The following is a 15,275-nucleotide window of genomic DNA, read 5'->3' on the forward strand; positions in this document are numbered from 1 at the left end:
CGGGGGAAATATTCCCCTGTCTATGCCTGGATTTAACTTCCTCTTATTCCAGAACCTCCGGCGGCGGCGCTACATTCGGAACAGCGTGGTTCGGCGGCTGATCGTCGGCGGCTTCCGGCATCCTGGCGGTCACCCCAGATCGACGACGCATCGCCGCTGACCTGATCTCGCGCGATGAGGTGCTGCATGACGAAGTTCGACATCCGGGCTTGCCGACGGCTGGCCGATACGATCACCGCGAAGGCCGACGCGGCCTTGGATTACCCGACCATGCTGGTGTTCGACGGGTTCGCGCGCGCCTGGCGGCGACAGGTCGACCTGCTCGAGGCCCACGCCGAGGCCACGGCGAGCGTGAACGCCCATATCGGCGCGCGGGTGCGCCAGCGACGCCATGAGATGGGTCTGAGCACCGAAGACGTAGCTGAGCTCTGCGGGATCACGGTGGCGCAGATCGAGCGGTACGAGGCGGGCGACGCGGTCATCCAGGCCGCCCTGGTCTGGCGGCTGTCTCGGGGGCTCAATCGACCGGTCGATTTCTTCTATCCCGAGCGGGCCGCGCCGTAGACGGCGGTCTGATTCGCGCCTGGGTCGCCCTGGTCATCCGGACCGCGACATCTTGTCGCCGGCGCGTTCTTGGACCAACGATTATTAGGCGATATTAAGTCGGGATCGAAGAAATACCTGATCTGTTAAGATGCGGACGCCCAGTCCCTAATTGGACTGCGGCGTGACTGTGATATTTTGCTAAGCGTCGTCTTTTACCTCCATGAAGGCGCAAGTAAGCCCCTAAATGAGCGGGCTGATCCGTGGTTGTCCAACGCGGATCAGCCCGTCTCGCCCCCCCTCCAAAGCTCTCATCGAAGGCCCAGGTTCCGGCCTCGCTTTTGCAGCTAACCCGTCAATGGGCCCGCAAGCACTCGGGTCTGTGCCAATTCGGTCCGCCACGACGGCCACGACGGGGAACTGCAGAATGAAGATGCTCTTTGCGGCCGCGGCCTTCGCCGCCATCTGCCTCACCGGTGCGCAGGCGTCCGCCGCGACCCTGGTGCTCGGCGCGGGCGGCCCGGACTATTACTACCAGATCCACAACGACGCCGCGCCCACCGGGACGAGTGTCACCCTGATCACCCAGCCCGGCGACCACGACGTATTCTACACCTCGGGAAGCGTCCTCAATCCCGGCGGGAACGGCAATGGCTACGCCACGGTCACTGGGCCGTTCTCCTGGCTGGTCATCGATCCCGGCGCTCCGATCCTCGGCTTCACCGACATCGGCTTCAAGCTGGACCCCTTCGTCGGCACGGGCCCCAAGCCCACCTTTACCTTCGACCTGATCCTGAACTTCGTGGGCGGCGCGCCCAGCCAGACCTTCAGCACGGGGTTTGCGGCCAACAACAAGTTCGACGTCCACGCCGGCCTGGGCGAAGTGATCCAGAGCATCGAGCTGCGCAACCTGACCGCTCTCACGACGATCAAGGGCAAGCAGGGCGCTCCGGACACCGTGGTGACCAGCGCGGCCAACTTCGACAATATCCGCCAGGTCTCGTTCAACGGCCCGCTGCTCTCGGCCGTCCCGGAACCCTCCACCTGGGGCATGATGATCGTCGGCTTCGGCGCCGCGGGCGCCATGCTTCGCGGTTCGCGCCGCCGGCAGTTCGCCCTGGCCTAGCATCGTCAGGAAACCTCGACGCCGCCGCCGGTCCTTGGCCGGCGGCGTTTTCGTGTCCGCCCTCCGGCGCTGTTCGCCGGCCTAATCCGCGCGACGCATCCGGACCGGCGCCGACTTGTAGGCCGGCGTGCCGCTCCGGCGGTCGTGGTCGTCCAGGGCGATCAGGCCGTTGGTCTCCGGGTAGTAGGCCGCGACGCAGCCTCGCGGCAGATCGCGGGCGACGGCGGTGAAGCCACGGATCACCCGTTCTCCGCTCCCGTCGAAGGCCGCGGCCAGATCGATGCGGTCTCCTGGCGCGAGGCCCCGCGCCGCCAGGTCCTCGGGATTTGCGAACACCACGTCGCGGCGGCCGAACACCCCGCGGTAGCGGTCGTTGGCTCCGTAGATGGTGGTGTTGTACTGGTCGTGGCTGCGCAGGGTGGTCAGCAGCAGCACGTTCGAGTCGCCCTGGCGGGCGTCGCCGCCGTCGGCGAGGAAGGGCAGGAAGTTGGCCTTGCCGCTCGCGGTTTTCCAGACCCGCTCGGACGGCGCGACCGGCAGGCGGAACCCGCCGGGGACGCGGATGCGTTCGTTGTAGCCGGCGAACAGCTCGGGCAGCACCGCCTCGATCAGGTCGCGAATGCGGTCGTAGTCCGCCGTCAGCCCCTCCCAGTCGACCGGGTCCTCGGGCCCGAACGCGGCGCGGGCGATCCCCGCGACGATCGCCGGCTCCGACCTGAGCTGCGGCGAGGCGGGGGGATTGAGGCCCCGCGAGGCATGGACCATCGACATGGAGTCCTCGACGGTCACCGCCTGGCGCCCGCCCGCCTGGATATCGATCTCGGTGCGTCCCAGGCAGGGCAGGATCAGGCTTTCGCGGCCCGGCAGCAGGTGGGAGCGGTTGAGCTTGGTGGCGATGTGGACGGTGAGATCGAGCTTGCCGATCGCCGCATGGGTCCGCTTGGGATCCGGGGCGGCCACGGCGAAATTGCCGCCCAGGCCGATGAACAGCTTGGCCTCGCCCCGCTCCATGGCGGCGATGGCCTCCACCACGGTGTGGCCGTGCGCGCGCGGCGCCGTGAAGCCGAACACCCGGTCGAGGGCGGCCAGGAACGGTTCGGACGGCTTTTCCCAGTGGCCGACGGTCCGGTCGCCCTGGACGTTGGAATGGCCCCTAAGCGGACAGATGCCGGCGCCGGGCCGGCCGATATTGCCGCGGAGCAGCAGCAGGTTGGCCAGTTGCTGCACGGTCGAGGACGAACTGCGGTGCTGGGTCAGGCCCATGCCGTAGCAGAGGATCGTGGCCTTGGATCGGGCGTAGGTTCCGGCCGCCTCCTCGATCTCGGCGCGTCCCAGGCCCGACCGGGCCTCGATCGCCGGCCAGTCCAGGCTCTCCAGATGGGCGGCGAGCGCCTCGAAGCCCTGGGTGTGCTCGGCGATGAAGGCGTGGTCGAGCGCCGGCGCTTCGCCGGCCGCGCGGGCTTCTGCATCCCAGGCGATGAGCGCCTTCATCATGCCCTCGACCAAGGCTGCGTCGCCGCCGATGGTCGGCTGGTAGTAACGCGAGGCGATCTCGGTTGAGCCCAGCGTGGCCATCTCGACCGGATCCTGCGGCGAGGCGAACCGCTCCAGCGCCCGCTCACGCATGGGATTGAACACCAGGATCGTCGCTCCGCGTCGCGAGGCGTCGCGCAGGGTGGTCATCATGCGCGGATGGTTGGTGCCCGGATTGTGCCCGAAGCTGAGGATCAGGTCGGCCTGGTCGAAATCCTCCAGGGTCACCGACCCCTTGCCGAGCCCCAGCGAGTCCGGCAGGCCCACGCTGGTGGGCTCGTGGCACATGTTGGAGCAGTCGGGGAAGTTGTTGGTGCCGAGCTTGCGGCCCAGGAGCTGGAAGAGGAAGGCGGCCTCGTTCGAGGCGCGGCCCGAGGCGTAGAACTCCGCCTGGTTCGGATCATCCAGCGCCCGCAGAGCCGCGCCGACGCGGGCGAAGGCCGCCTCCCAGCTCAGTGGGAGGTAGCGGTCGGAGGCCGGGTCATAGGCCATGGGCTCGGTGAGGCGTCCGGCGTCCTCCAGGGCGTGATCGCTCCAGGTCCGCAGTTCGGTGAGCGTATGGGCGGCGAACAGCGCCGGCGTCGCGCGCTTGGTGGTCGCCTCCCAGGCCACCGCCTTGGCCCCGTTCTCGCAGAACTCGAAGGATGAGGTGTGCTTGGGATCCGGCCAGGCGCAGCCGGGACAGTCGAACCCGTCCGGCTGGTTGAGGTGGAGCAGGCTGCGACCGCCCTCCATGACGGTTTCCTGGTCGGCGAGGGCTGTTCCCACCGCCTTCAGGGATCCCCAGCCGCCGGCCGGGTTCCGGTAGGGCCGCACGCCGGGGATGTCGTCAGCCGACATGAAGCAGCTCCGGCTTCAGCCGCTCGGCGCGGCTGAACACCGTGTGGCCGTCGTCGCGGGCCAGGGCGACCAGGGTGATCCCGGCCTCCTCGGCCTTGCGAATGGCGAGGTCGGTCGGCGCCGAGATGGCCACGATCATCGGGCAGCCGATCCGCGCGGTCTTCTCCACCATCTCGAACGAACACCGGCTGGTGACCACCACGAAGCCTCCGGCCGGGTCCGCGCCCGCCCGCAGCAGGCCGCCCGCCAGCTTGTCCAACGCGTTGTGACGGCCGACGTCCTCGCGGACCAGGCCGAGCTCCCCATCGGCGTTCGCGAAAGCCGCGGCGTGGGTGGCGCGGGTCAGGCGTCCCAGCGGCTGGCGGTCGCCAAGCGCGGCCACCGCGCGCTGCACGGAGCGAGGATCGAACCGTCGGCTCGAGCCGACGACGGGAAGCGGGCGGACAGCGTCGGCGAGCCGTTGCACCCCGCAGAGTCCGCAACTGGATCGGCCCTCCAGGGTCCGAGGCCGGATTCTTCGGGCCCTGGCGGAGGGACTTAGGCGCAGATCGACCAATATCCCCTCGGCCGTGGCCTCCACGGTCACGTCGAGGATCTCGGCGAAATTCGCCACGCCTTCGGTAAGGGTGAAGCCGATCGCCAGGTCCTCGACATCGTCCGGCGTGGCCATCAGCACCGTGTGCGGTCGGCGGTCGAAGGAAAGGCCGATCGCCGTCTCGATCGGGGTCGCCCGCTCGATGGTCCGACCGTCCCGGGTCGGGCTCCATTCCAGACCGGTCCGGCGCCCGACCAGTTCGCCGCTGAAATCCATGGATGCATCCTCGCCTGGAGCCGTGACCGCGCGCCTCAGTCTATCGCAGCTTCGCGCCGACGGCGCGTGCGCACGAGGTTCGACCCGGCCTGATTTTCGGGCGCCAGGACCCTCACGAAACCGTTTTCCGACAAAGCGTCATTGCGCTGCAGCAAAACTCGGCTACACGCGTTTTGCAGTTGCACAGTCGCGTAGCCCGGTACGGGTCAGAATGAGGCAGTTTCCAATGATCATGACGTCCATGCGAGTTTTCCCCAGCCTGTTCGTGGGGCGGCGCGAGGTGGTCACGGCCTTGGAGACCCCGCACATCTTCGGCGAGGGCGAGCCCGGAACGGCCTTCGTCTGCGGCGCCTGCGAGGAAGTGGTGATGACCAGCCGCGATCGGGCCGACATCGCCGACGTGGTCGTGAAGTGCCGTTGCGGCGAGTACAACCAGCTCTAGGACAGGCCAGCTAGGTCGCGACGATCCAGCCAGCGGTCAGGGACGACATCTGGACGCCCACCAGGATCATCTGGGCGCCGCCGCCCATGTCGATCACCACATCGCCGCCCAACTGGCTGACGGTGTAGGTCGAGCCTTCGCTCACCAGCACGCTGTCGCCCTCGGCGCGGTTGAAGTCCATCACCCGGTCCAGGCCGGCGTCGCGCCAGGTGTGGAAGGTGTCCGCGCCCGAGCCGCCCCAGATGGTGTCGGATTCGCGGTCGCCCGAGATCCAGTCGTCGCCGGCGCCGCCCTCGATGTAGTCGTTGTGCTGGCCGCCTCGGATCAGGTCGTTACCGTCGCCGCCGTAACAGGAATCGTCGGCCATGTTGCCGTAGATGACGTCCGAACCGAGCTCGCCATAGAGCAGGTCCATGTCCTTGCCGCCGACCACCCAGTCGTCGCCGTCGCCGCCGTACTCGGTGTCGCGGCCCATATTGCCGTGCATGTCGTCGAAGGCCGCGCCGCCATAGAGGACGTCGTCGCCATCCTCGCCGCGCAGGAAGTCCAGGCCATCGCCGCCGCGCAGGGTGTCGTTGCCCGCGCCCGACCAGACAACGTCGTTCCCGCCGTTGCCTTCCAGGACGTTGAACGCGGAATTTCCGGTGATGGTGTCGGCGCCGCCGCCGCCCAGGGCGTTCTCGATGGTCACATTGGCCGCGATGGCCACGTTCCCGGTCAGGCCGCCGACATTGGAGAAGTTGCCGGCCCGCAGGTCGATCGTCTGGGCGCTGGTCCAGCCCGCGAAATTGAAGGTGTCGTTGCCGCCGGCGTCCCAGACCGCGAAGATCGGTCGCGAGGCCACCGAGGTGGCCTCGAACCACGCTCGCCCAGCATTGGAGTTGAAGCCGTAGATGGTGTCGCCCGTGCGGGTCGAGAGATTCGCCCCGTACTCCTGCTGGATCGCGGAGATGTCGTCGAGCAACGGCGCGGCGGCGTATCGGCCGCCAAAGCTGGCGCCGGTGTTGGTCTCGCTGAAGTAGCTCATCACCGTGTACTGGCGGGAGTCTTCATAATAGATCGCGTCGGCCGCGTAGGTCGGCGAGGTGTCGGAATCGTAGTCGGCCGGGTGGGCCAGGCCGATGGCGTGGCCGATCTCGTGAGCCAGAACCATGCCGCCATGGTTGCCGACGCTCGGGGTAGCGTTGCTGCCCTTGGTGATGTTCACCCAGACATCCCCGGCGCGCGACGAATAGCTTGTCGAGCCCGGGTAGTAGCCGAAGGCGCTGGCTGAATCCGCGCCGCTCGAATAGTTGCCGAACAGGATCGTGGCCTGGTCGGAATAGGCGGCCTCGCCAAACGATCCGGAGCCGACGCGGGTGAAGTAGATGTTCGCTGCGTCCGACCAGCCGGCCAGGGCCATCTCGGCCTGGGCGATTTGGGCCGCGTTGAAGCGTTCGAACCCGGCCGTGTCGTCGGGCATCGTGCCGGGCGCGTTGGCCCGGAAGGCGTAGGTCACCGTGAAGGCCTGGCCCAGCACGCCACCCCAGCCCGCGTCGCCGCGGATCAGCTGGTTGCCGGCCTCGGCGATGGTGTAGCTCTCCTTGGACCCGACCAGGGAGCCGCGTTCGTCGGCGTTGAGATAGGCCTGGGGCTGGCCGTCATCATTGGTGACGTCCTCGACCACGAAGTGACCGCAGGGGCCGGCGCAGCCGCAGCCGCGAGACGTCTCGCCAAGGGAATCAGACAACATTTACGCGTTCCACGGCCCCCCGGCCGACCAGATTCATACGGCGATCGCGTTCGCCGAACAATGAGAGTTCTGCGCTTGCGGCGATATCGCGCACGAGCATCTCATTGGGATTACAAGACAATTTCGACATCAGGCGATCGCGACGCCCCATTCGTTCCACCCGGCGATCCTGGGCGTCTTGGGTAGATAAAAGGTTTCCAGATTCTGTATCGAGAATCCCGACGCCGCTATGGCCCCGGCCACCGGTCGGGTGAGGTGGCAACCGCCGGCCAGGCGCTTCCAGATCGGCTCCACGCGCCGTTGCCATTTGGCCACCTCGGAGTCGGGAGCCAGGCCGTGCTCGCAGAACAGGAAGCCGCCGCCGGGTTTCAGAACCCGTCGCGCTTCGGCGAGCGCCATGGCGGGGGTCTGGACGGAACAGAGGGTGAAGGTGCAGACGACGCTGTCGAAGCTGGCGTCCGGGAAGGGCAGGGCCTCGGCGGTTCCCTCGACCACCGAGACGGCCAGGCGCGGATCGCGCGGCGCGGCCAAGGCCAGGGCGCGAAGCTCGGCCGCCGGATCGACCCCGGCGACGCTCTCGACCTTGTCGGCGTCGTAGAGAGCCAGGTTCAGGCCCATTCCGATCCCCAGTTCCAGCACCCGGCCCGAGGCCAGCGGCACGATCTTGGCGCGCTGCTTCATGATCGGCGACGAGGCGCAGGCGCAGGTCAGCAGGCGGGGCAGGATTCGGCGTTCGTAGAAGGATGGCATCGGCCCGTGGCTCCTAGACCCTTTCCGGGTCAGATGGAATCATCTGACCGGATGAAAAGGATCTATCTTCAAAGGCTTAGAGCGTGACGGGCGCCTGAACCGGTATCCACTTCAGGCTGTCACGCTCTAGCGTGGGGGGACGATGGCTCAACCGAGGGTCCGCGCCTAGTCCTTGGCGAGGAAAGCTGGTCCTAGGCCGCGACGGCCGCGCCGCCGCCCAGGTTTTCCTGCAGGGCGCGCAGCAGGTTCTCGGGCTTCATGGGCTTTTCGACCACGCCGTTCATGCCGGCCTTGAGGTAACCGGCGGCGTCTTCCGGATCGGCGTTGGCGGTGAGCGCGATGATCGGCACCCGGCCGGCGGGGCCGGGGAAGCCGCGGATCTCGCGGGTCGCCGAGACGCCGTCCATACGGGGCATCTTGATGTCCATCAGGATCAGGTCGAAGCGGCCGGTGCGGGCGGCTTCCACCGCCTCCACCCCGTCGACGGCCGACTCCGAGGTGCAGTCGAACATCTCGCAGAGGGTCTCGGCGACCATGCGGTTGGTGGCGTTGTCGTCGACCACCAGGATGTGGGCGGCGCGGTCCTGCTGGACCAGGGTCTCGGGCGCGACGATCTCGTCGGGCGCGCGCTGGGCGACGAAGTGGAAGGTCAGGGTCTCGCCGGTCCCGACATTGGCCTCGACCCGCACGTCGCCCTGCATGGCCTGGACGATGCTGCGGCCGAGGGCGACGCCGAGCGCGGTCTCCAGGCCGAACAGAGCCTCGATCTCGCGGATATCCAGGGCGCGGTCGCCGAGCACGCGCTCGGAGCCGCCGCGGACGCTGCCTTCCAGCCGCACCTGATCGCCTTCGGCGACCGCGCGCAGGGTGGCTTCCACCGCCCCGCGCCGGACGCCGGCCAGGGCCTGGGCGATGAAGGCGTCGAACACCTGGCCTATGCGCTCGGCGTCGATCAGCACGACCGTGTCGGGATCGCCGTCATAGGAGAACAGCAGGGTGACGCCGCCCGCGAGCGCGCGATCCTGCCAGCGGCCTTGGATCTCGTCGGCGAGATCGGCCAGGCGCTTGGGTTCGAGGGTGAAGACCAGGCCGTCGGTGGCGGCGGTCTTGAGGTCGGTCGAGGAGACCAGGATCTGGCGCACGGTCCGCGCGGCCTCGGCCACGCCGGCGACGCAGGCCTGGGCGTCCGCGCCCATCGGCTGGCGCGACAGCCTCTCCGCAAGCGCCAGCACGCCCTCCATCTGCTGATGGATTTCGCTGGTGACGCGCTCGAAGAAGAATTCAGGCAACGACATGAACGGCAGGCGTCCCGGGAAGAACTTGTGCTCAGAATGGACCTAAGCGCTTGCGGAGACGTTAAATTCCACCTGTGCGTCAGCGCCGCACCGGCGCACCACCCACATGCGAAAAGGGCGGCGGGATTGCTCCCGCCGCCCTTCGCGTCGTGTGGCTTCAGCCCGTTTTAGAAGCGGTACTGCAGCTCCAGGCCGTAGGTCCGGGGCTGGATCAGTCCGCGCGCGATCGCCGTGCCGGTCTGGCGCAGCGTGCCGGTGGCGGCCGAACCGGGGTTGGGCATGCCAAAGATCGCCGTCGGGTTGGTCGAGCTGGTCGAGTTGTAGCCCTCTTCGTCGAAGGCGTTCTTGACGAAGCCGATCAGGGTGTAGCGGTCCTCGGCGTCGTTCCAGAGCACCCGGAAGTCGGTGACGCCGTAGGACGGCACCTTCAGGTCGCGGCTCTTGAACGGCTGGTAGATGGTCTCGTCGGTCCAGGTGTAGGTGGCCGAGAGGATCAGCGAGCCCGGGGTGAAGTCGAAGGTGTAGTTGCCGTTGAACGCGAACTTGTTCTCGGGCGACTGGTAGAGGTTCGAGCCCTTCAGGGTCTGGAACACCAGGCGGGTGCCGTTGCTGAGCGCCGAGCCGCCGCTGGGGGTGGCCGCCGGATCGAGGGCGCCCGGGTCCGCCGGATCGTAGAAGCAGCAACCGCGGGTGATCTCGGTGTTCAGGTAGCCGTAGCTGGCCGACATCTGCAGGGCCTTGATCGGCTGCCAGATGGCTTCCAGCTCCAGGCCGTACGCCTCGGCGTCGACATTGACGAAGTTGTTGGCCGCCGCCGTGCCCGCCGCGTTGAGCTGCGACAGATTGAGCTGAAGGTCCTTGTAGTCGTTGAAGAAGGCCGAGGCGTTGAGGATCAGGCGACCGCCGAAGGTCTTCTTCAGGCCGAGTTCATAGGCGTCGACCTGCTCCTGGTCGGCCTTGGGCTGCGACGACAGGGTGCCCAGCAGGAACCCACCCGACTTATAGCCGCGGCTGTACTTGGCGTAGACCAGGGTGTCGTCGTCGGGCGTCCAGTCCAGGTTCACCACGCCGGTGACGGCGTCCCAGCTGTCGGACAGGGTGCGCGAGTTCTGCACGCCCGGAAGCGCCGGGTTGGTGTCGGTGGAGACGTCGAAGGCGAACGCGCCGCTGGCGATGCCCGGCGACAGGATGATCAGGCGCTGGCTTTCGAAGCCGTCCTTCTCGTCCTTGGTGTAGCGCAGACCACCGGTGATGGCCCACTGGTCGTTGAACCGGTAGGTCGTCTGGCCGAACACCGCCCAGGCCTTGGAGGTCAGGGTCGCCTGGGTGTCGGCGTAGTTGCGCAGCGGGTTCGGGGCGGCGAGGGTTCCGAGCAAGGTCAGCGGCTGCGAGAGCTGCGTCTGGTTCGGGTTCCGCAGTTGGATGCGCTGCTTGTATTCCTCGTGGTACTGGTAGAGGCCGAGGATCCAGCTCAGCGGACCGTCCGAATTCGAGGTCAGGTTGACCTCGTTCGAGTAGTAACGCTTGTTCTCGTCGAAATCGGTGGTCAGGGTCGGGAAGTATGGGACCGCCATGCCGGGGATGGTGATGGCCGTCGTGCGGCTGGTGAAGTCGTTGTCGCCACCGGTCTGGTAGTTGTACTGCTGGAAGCCGCCGATGTACTTCAGGTCCGCCCAGCCGAGGTCATAGGTGACGTTGGCGATCAGGATATGGTTGCCGCGAAGCTGGCCGTACCCGTCGGTGTTGGTGTTCATCTTGTACGGATCGGTGACGCCCGGATTGGCCGTCGTGTAACCGAACTGCGGATTGGGCATCAGCTGGCCGATGGGGCCGAACGGGTTGGTGGTGTCGTAGGGCGTGATCAGGTTGTTGAGCCTGTCGCCCACGCCCATGGTGTCGTCCCAGCTCGTGCGGTTGTAGCGAACGAAGACGTCCACATCGTCGCCCAGCTCGGCTTCCATCTGCACTTCGAAATAGGTGCGCTTGATCTTGGCGGCGTCGTTGGCCGTGCCGACGTTCTCGACGAAGCCCTCGCGCTGCCAGTCCTGGCTGCCGCCGATCTTGAAGCGCAGGTTCTCGGCCACCGGGATCGAGACGACGCCTTCGATCTTGGTGCGCTCATAGTTGCCGACGCCCAGGCGGATCTCGCCGCCGAACTCGTCGGCCGGACGCTTGGACACCATGTTGATCGCGCCGCCGATGGCGTTGCGGCCATACAGCGTGCCCTGCGGGCCGCGCAGGATTTCCGTCCTCTCGATGAACAGCGGGGTCTTGAACAGTTCCGAGGACGAGGCCGAATAGAAGCCGTCGGTGTAGGAGGCCACACCCGGGTCGTTGCCGACATAGAAGGTGTTGCGGCCGGCGCCGCGCAGCGAGACGCGGTCGGTGCCGGAATAGTTCATGCCCGGCGTGAAGTTCACGAAGTCCTGGATGCCGGTGATGCCGGCGATGTCGCGCTGTTCGGAGGTGTAGGCCGACACGGCGACGGGCACATCCTGCAGGGCCTGTTCCCGCTTTTCGGCGGTGATCACCAGTTCCTCGATCTCGAAGCCGGCGTCGTCGGCCGGGGCGGCGTCTTGGGCGAAGGCGGGGACCGCGACCGCCGACAGCGTCATGACGGACGCGCTCATGGCGAGCAGGGTCCGCAGACGCGGAGCGTTGTAAGACATCAGTATCCTCCCAGGGCGGCGGGGACGGGGGATCGTCCGCGTAGCCGCCCGCGTGATGCGCATGCAGTGAAGTCCGGCGCGGGGAGGCGCCGGGCCGCGGAACCTCTGTCCGGCGCTCGGCTGCGTCAATGTTAAGGCTGATCACTTACCGCGTTTGGGCTGACGTTTCGGCGGCCTGTGGCGGAAATACCGCGTTTTCGAATAGCGTGTACAAAAACGACCGGCGTTCTTTGATGAATTCGTGAATCAACCGGAAACGCCGGCCCTGAAACCGGCCTGGATGTCGAGATCGCCATACCGAGTCTATGAATCGGTGCTCGGCGCCTGCCGCGAGGCGGTGTCCCGAGCAAAGAAAAGGCCGCCGCCCCGAGGGGCGGCGGCCAAGGCCGTCTGGCTAGGATTGTCTAGCGATCAGAAGCGCTTCTGCAGCGAGATGCCGTAGGTGCGGGGCTCGGTGTAGAAGGCGTTCCGGAACAGGCCCGAGGAGTCGTCGGTCAGGTAGAAGTCGGTGATCGCCTCCTCGTCGGTGGCGTTCTTCACATAGGCGCCGACTTCCCAGCCCTTCTCGCGGTTGGCGATGGTCAGCGTCAGGTTGACGTTGTGCCAATCGTTGATGCGGTCCGGTTCGCTGTTGTAGATCCGGGCGAAGGTCTCGGTCTGCTTGTAGTAGTCGCCGCGCAGGGTGACGTTCCAGCCGTCGCCGAAGTCCCAGTCGTACTGAGCGCCCAGCGAGATGGTCCAGTGCGGGGCGTTCGGCAGTTCCTTGCCTTCGAGACCGACCGGGACCCCGTCGCTGACCAGGCCGCCGAAGGCGTTGGTCCCGACGGCGATGGCGCCGCCGCCGATGTTGGTGCCCGCGCCGGCCGTGGAGGCCGGGGTGCAGACGCTCAGCAGGGCGAAGGGGTTGGAGATGGTGTTCGATATGGTCAAGGCCGTCTGGGCCGAGGCCAGGCTCACCACGCAGTTGGAGGCCGCCGCCGACTTCACCACCACCAGGTTCGGATTGCTCTGGGTGCGGTTGAAGGTGTCGATCGACACGCCGGACTGGATCTCGGTGTCGAGCCAGCCGATGGCCGCATTGAGCCGCAGGCCGTCCAACGGTTGCCAGACCGACTCGAATTCCGCGCCTTTGACCTTGGCGTCGATATTCTCGTTGGTGGAGGCGCGGTTGACGATCTTGGAGACCTGGTAGCCTTCGTAGTCGTAGGTGAAGACGGTGAGGTTCATCGTCATCGTGCCGTCGAGCAGGGTGTTCTTGGCCCCGAATTCGATCGACTTGATGAACTCCGGCTCGAACGACGCCGGTCCGCAGATCACGCCGGCCCCGCCGCTGCAGGGGGAGTTCAGGCCCCCGGCCTTATAACCGCGGGCGAAGAAGCCGTAGATCAGGGTCTCGTCCGTGAAGCCCAGGTCCGGCTTCCAGTCGAAGCCGATACGGCCCGTGGTTTCCTTGAACTTGGTTTTCAGGATCGCCGGCGTGCCGGGAAGCGGCCCGCCGATGCCGGTGCCGGGCGTGCCCAGGGTGACCTGGTGGTTCTCGACCTCCTTGTCGTCGACCGTGTAGCGCAGGCCGCCGGTCAGCTTCAGGGTGTCGCTGAGCTCGTAATAGAGTTCGCCGAAGAAGGCGTGCGAACGCAGGTCGTAGGGGCCGTAGGCGTCGTAGTAGTTGTGCCCGCTGCGGTTCGGTTCCTGGTTGGGGTCGATCCCGACGCAGGGCGCGGCCGTATTGCAGTTGGGATTGCCGGTCTGGAGCAGGTTGTTCGCCTGGTACCAGGCAGTCCCGGTGTTGAACATCACGAAGTAGTCGCCGGTGGCCTGGTAGCGGACCATGATCGCGCCGACGTTGAAGTTGAACGGGCCGTCATAGGCTGACTGCAGCCGCACCTCGTGGCTCCACTGCTCGGTGTTGGCCGAGGAGATGTCGCTGGTGGTGAAGCGGTTGAATGCGCCGTTCTGCTTGTCGTTGACGACACCGCCCGGGAACAGGGTCGCGTAGAGGCCCGCATAGCCGGGCACCCCGGCCAGGGCGTTGACCGGATTGGGCGTCGAGTTGAAGGTCGTGCTGGGGACGTAGCGGTTGTAGTCTTGGCGCGTGTAGAGGTCGTATTGGGTGAACGCCGCCAGCCAGGTCAGTTTCAGGTCTTCGGTGAGGTCCCAGTCGACATTGAACATGTAGATGTCGGTCTTGGAATTGTAGATCGGGTCGAAAGTCGACTCGATGTCCCGCACGTCCGAGGTCTGCATCTTGCCGGCGTAGGCGTCGCCGGTCTGGAAGCCGCCGAGCGCGCCGAACAGCCCGCCCAGCGTGGCCTGGGAGTTCACCGTGCCCAGCACGCCCGCGGAATACAGCGAGGTCGCCTGGCAGCCCTGGGTGAAGAAGCCGCGCTGGATCTGGCCGATCAGGCCGCCGGCCGCCGCCGAATAACCGACGCCGCCGACATTGGCCAAGCCGGTGTCCTTGGTGCAGAACTGCTTGCCGATCCGGGAGCGGTTGTCCTCTTCGTTGAAGTGGTCCCACATGAAGTAGGCGCGGAAGTCGTCGGTGGGGGTGAAGGCCAGGGTGGCGCGCGCGCCGTAGAGGTCGCGGTCGTCGGCGTCGTTGCCGGTGACCAGGTTCTTCCCGTAGCCGTCGCGCTTCAGATAGGAGCCGGCCAGGCGCAGGGCGAAGGTGTCGCCGAGCGGCACATTGAGCATCCCGCGCAGCTTGCGGCTCGAATAGTTGCCGACCTCGCCGCGAACCATCGCCTCGAATTCGTCGATCGGCTTGGCGGTGATCATGTTGACCACGCCGCCGGTGGCGTTGCGTCCGTAGAGGGTGCCCTGCGGCCCGCGCAGCACCTCGACCCGTTCCACGTCGTAGAACTCGGTCTCGAAGAGGTTGTTGGCGATCAGCGGGGCGTTGTTCAGGTGGATGCCGGTGCCGGCGTCGCCGGAGCCCGCCACCAGCTTGGAGCCGATGCCGCGGATCTGGAAGTTGTAGCCGGTGAAGTTCCCCTTGGAGAAGTTCACGTTCGGAACGGCCAGCACCAGGTTTGGCCCGCCGTCGATCTTGGCTTTCTCGAGCGCATCCTGGTTGAAGGCCGACACGGCGATCGGGACGTCCTGGAGGGCTTCTTCGCGTTTCTGGGCGGTGACGACCAGTTCTTCGATAACATTCTGGGACCACGCCGGAGACGCGATCGTGCTCAGCGCTACGGCCGACGCGCCCACGATCAGCAGGCTCCGCAAGTGCAGAGTATTGGACATTCCAGGCTCCTCCCATGACGGCAGGGCTCTCTACAAGCCGGCCCGGTCCGTCAGCATCGCCGCGCAAGATATCGATTGGGGGCAGGCGGCCTTTCCCCCAACGTCGCAAGCTCCCGCGCTGTCAGGGAGTCTGTCAACATGACGGCGATAAGTGATCGGCGTTCAGGTCGAAACTTCCACAGGTCTGTGGCGTAAATACCAAGGCTTCGAAGACTGTTACGCAGCGTCAGGTTTGGGGTTTTTTGGACCACGAACACTTATTTCGCACATGCGAATAATCGTGCTGCA

General features: G+C 66.6%; 9 protein-coding genes and 1 pseudogene. 3 read left to right on the forward strand and 7 right to left on the reverse strand.

Annotation, left to right across the window (positions count from 1 at the left end):
• Positions 1 to 186: 186 nt before the first annotated feature.
• Entirely contained in the window at positions 187 to 564 is a 378-nt protein-coding gene (locus tag V6M51_RS11025; RefSeq protein ID WP_332767132.1) for a helix-turn-helix domain-containing protein, read from the forward strand.
• Between the two features lie 994 nt (positions 565 to 1,558).
• Positions 1,559 to 1,669: pseudogene (locus tag V6M51_RS23875) on the forward strand (PEPxxWA-CTERM sorting domain-containing protein); the annotation flags it as partial.
• A gap of 81 nt (positions 1,670 to 1,750) precedes the next feature.
• Here the strand turns inward: V6M51_RS23875 and V6M51_RS11035 are convergent.
• Both V6M51_RS11035 and fdhD read right to left on the reverse strand, forming a co-directional pair.
• Positions 1,751 to 4,042, reverse strand: a complete 2,292-nt coding sequence (locus V6M51_RS11035) for an FdhF/YdeP family oxidoreductase (protein ID WP_332767136.1) — start codon at positions 4,040 to 4,042, stop codon at positions 1,751 to 1,753.
• Positions 4,032 to 4,853, reverse strand: coding sequence for a formate dehydrogenase accessory sulfurtransferase FdhD (gene fdhD, locus V6M51_RS11040; RefSeq protein WP_332767138.1), 822 nt, complete (start codon positions 4,851 to 4,853; stop codon positions 4,032 to 4,034). The genes V6M51_RS11035 and fdhD overlap by 11 nt, the downstream gene beginning before the upstream one ends.
• A gap of 241 nt (positions 4,854 to 5,094) precedes the next feature.
• Here fdhD and V6M51_RS11045 point away from each other — a divergent pair, with 241 nt between their 5' ends.
• Positions 5,095 to 5,295, forward strand: coding sequence for a hypothetical protein (locus tag V6M51_RS11045; protein WP_305762166.1), 201 nt, complete (start codon positions 5,095 to 5,097; stop codon positions 5,293 to 5,295).
• Between the two features lie 10 nt (positions 5,296 to 5,305).
• Here the strand turns inward: V6M51_RS11045 and V6M51_RS11050 are convergent, their stop codons facing one another.
• The 5 genes from V6M51_RS11050 to V6M51_RS11070 all read right to left on the reverse strand — a co-directional run bounded on the left by V6M51_RS11050 (position 5,306) and on the right by V6M51_RS11070 (position 14,987).
• On the reverse strand, positions 5,306 to 7,027 hold the full coding sequence (locus V6M51_RS11050; protein ID WP_332767141.1) for a M10 family metallopeptidase C-terminal domain-containing protein: 1,722 nt from the start codon (positions 7,025 to 7,027) through the stop codon (positions 5,306 to 5,308).
• A gap of 129 nt (positions 7,028 to 7,156) precedes the next feature.
• Entirely contained in the window at positions 7,157 to 7,777 is a 621-nt protein-coding gene (locus V6M51_RS11055) for a class I SAM-dependent methyltransferase (protein WP_332767142.1), read from the reverse strand.
• A 191-nt stretch (positions 7,778 to 7,968) separates the two neighbouring features.
• Complete coding sequence (locus V6M51_RS11060; RefSeq protein ID WP_332767143.1) at positions 7,969 to 9,072, reverse strand: response regulator; 1,104 nt, start codon at positions 9,070 to 9,072, stop codon at positions 7,969 to 7,971.
• 167 nt (positions 9,073 to 9,239) lie between these two features.
• A complete protein-coding gene (locus V6M51_RS11065) occupies positions 9,240 to 11,741 on the reverse strand; it encodes a TonB-dependent receptor (RefSeq protein ID WP_332767144.1) in 2,502 nt (833 codons plus the stop codon).
• Positions 11,742 to 12,152: 411 nt separating this feature from the next.
• Complete coding sequence (locus V6M51_RS11070; protein ID WP_332767145.1) at positions 12,153 to 14,987, reverse strand: TonB-dependent receptor; 2,835 nt, start codon at positions 14,985 to 14,987, stop codon at positions 12,153 to 12,155.
• Between the last annotated feature and the right edge of the window lie 288 nt (positions 14,988 to 15,275).

This window comes from Phenylobacterium sp. (genome assembly GCF_036677185.1).
Taxonomy (GTDB): Bacteria; Pseudomonadota; Alphaproteobacteria; order Caulobacterales; family Caulobacteraceae; genus Phenylobacterium.

Excerpts from the sequence above, each read along its gene's own strand:
- V6M51_RS11025 (WP_332767132.1), top strand. The coding sequence starts at position 187 with ATGACGAAGTTCGACATCCGGGCTTGCCGACGGCTGGCCGATACGATC.
- V6M51_RS11035 (WP_332767136.1), bottom strand. The coding sequence starts at position 4,042 with ATGTCGGCTGACGACATCCCCGGCGTGCGGCCCTACCGGAACCCGGCC.
- fdhD (WP_332767138.1), bottom strand. The coding sequence starts at position 4,853 with ATGGATTTCAGCGGCGAACTGGTCGGGCGCCGGACCGGTCTGGAATGG.
- V6M51_RS11045 (WP_305762166.1), top strand. The coding sequence starts at position 5,095 with ATGCGAGTTTTCCCCAGCCTGTTCGTGGGGCGGCGCGAGGTGGTCACG.
- V6M51_RS11050 (WP_332767141.1), bottom strand. The coding sequence starts at position 7,027 with ATGTTGTCTGATTCCCTTGGCGAGACGTCTCGCGGCTGCGGCTGCGCC.
- V6M51_RS11055 (WP_332767142.1), bottom strand. The coding sequence starts at position 7,777 with ATGCCATCCTTCTACGAACGCCGAATCCTGCCCCGCCTGCTGACCTGC.
- V6M51_RS11060 (WP_332767143.1), bottom strand. The coding sequence starts at position 9,072 with ATGTCGTTGCCTGAATTCTTCTTCGAGCGCGTCACCAGCGAAATCCAT.
- V6M51_RS11065 (WP_332767144.1), bottom strand. The coding sequence starts at position 11,741 with ATGTCTTACAACGCTCCGCGTCTGCGGACCCTGCTCGCCATGAGCGCG.
- V6M51_RS11070 (WP_332767145.1), bottom strand. The coding sequence starts at position 14,987 with ATGTCCAATACTCTGCACTTGCGGAGCCTGCTGATCGTGGGCGCGTCG.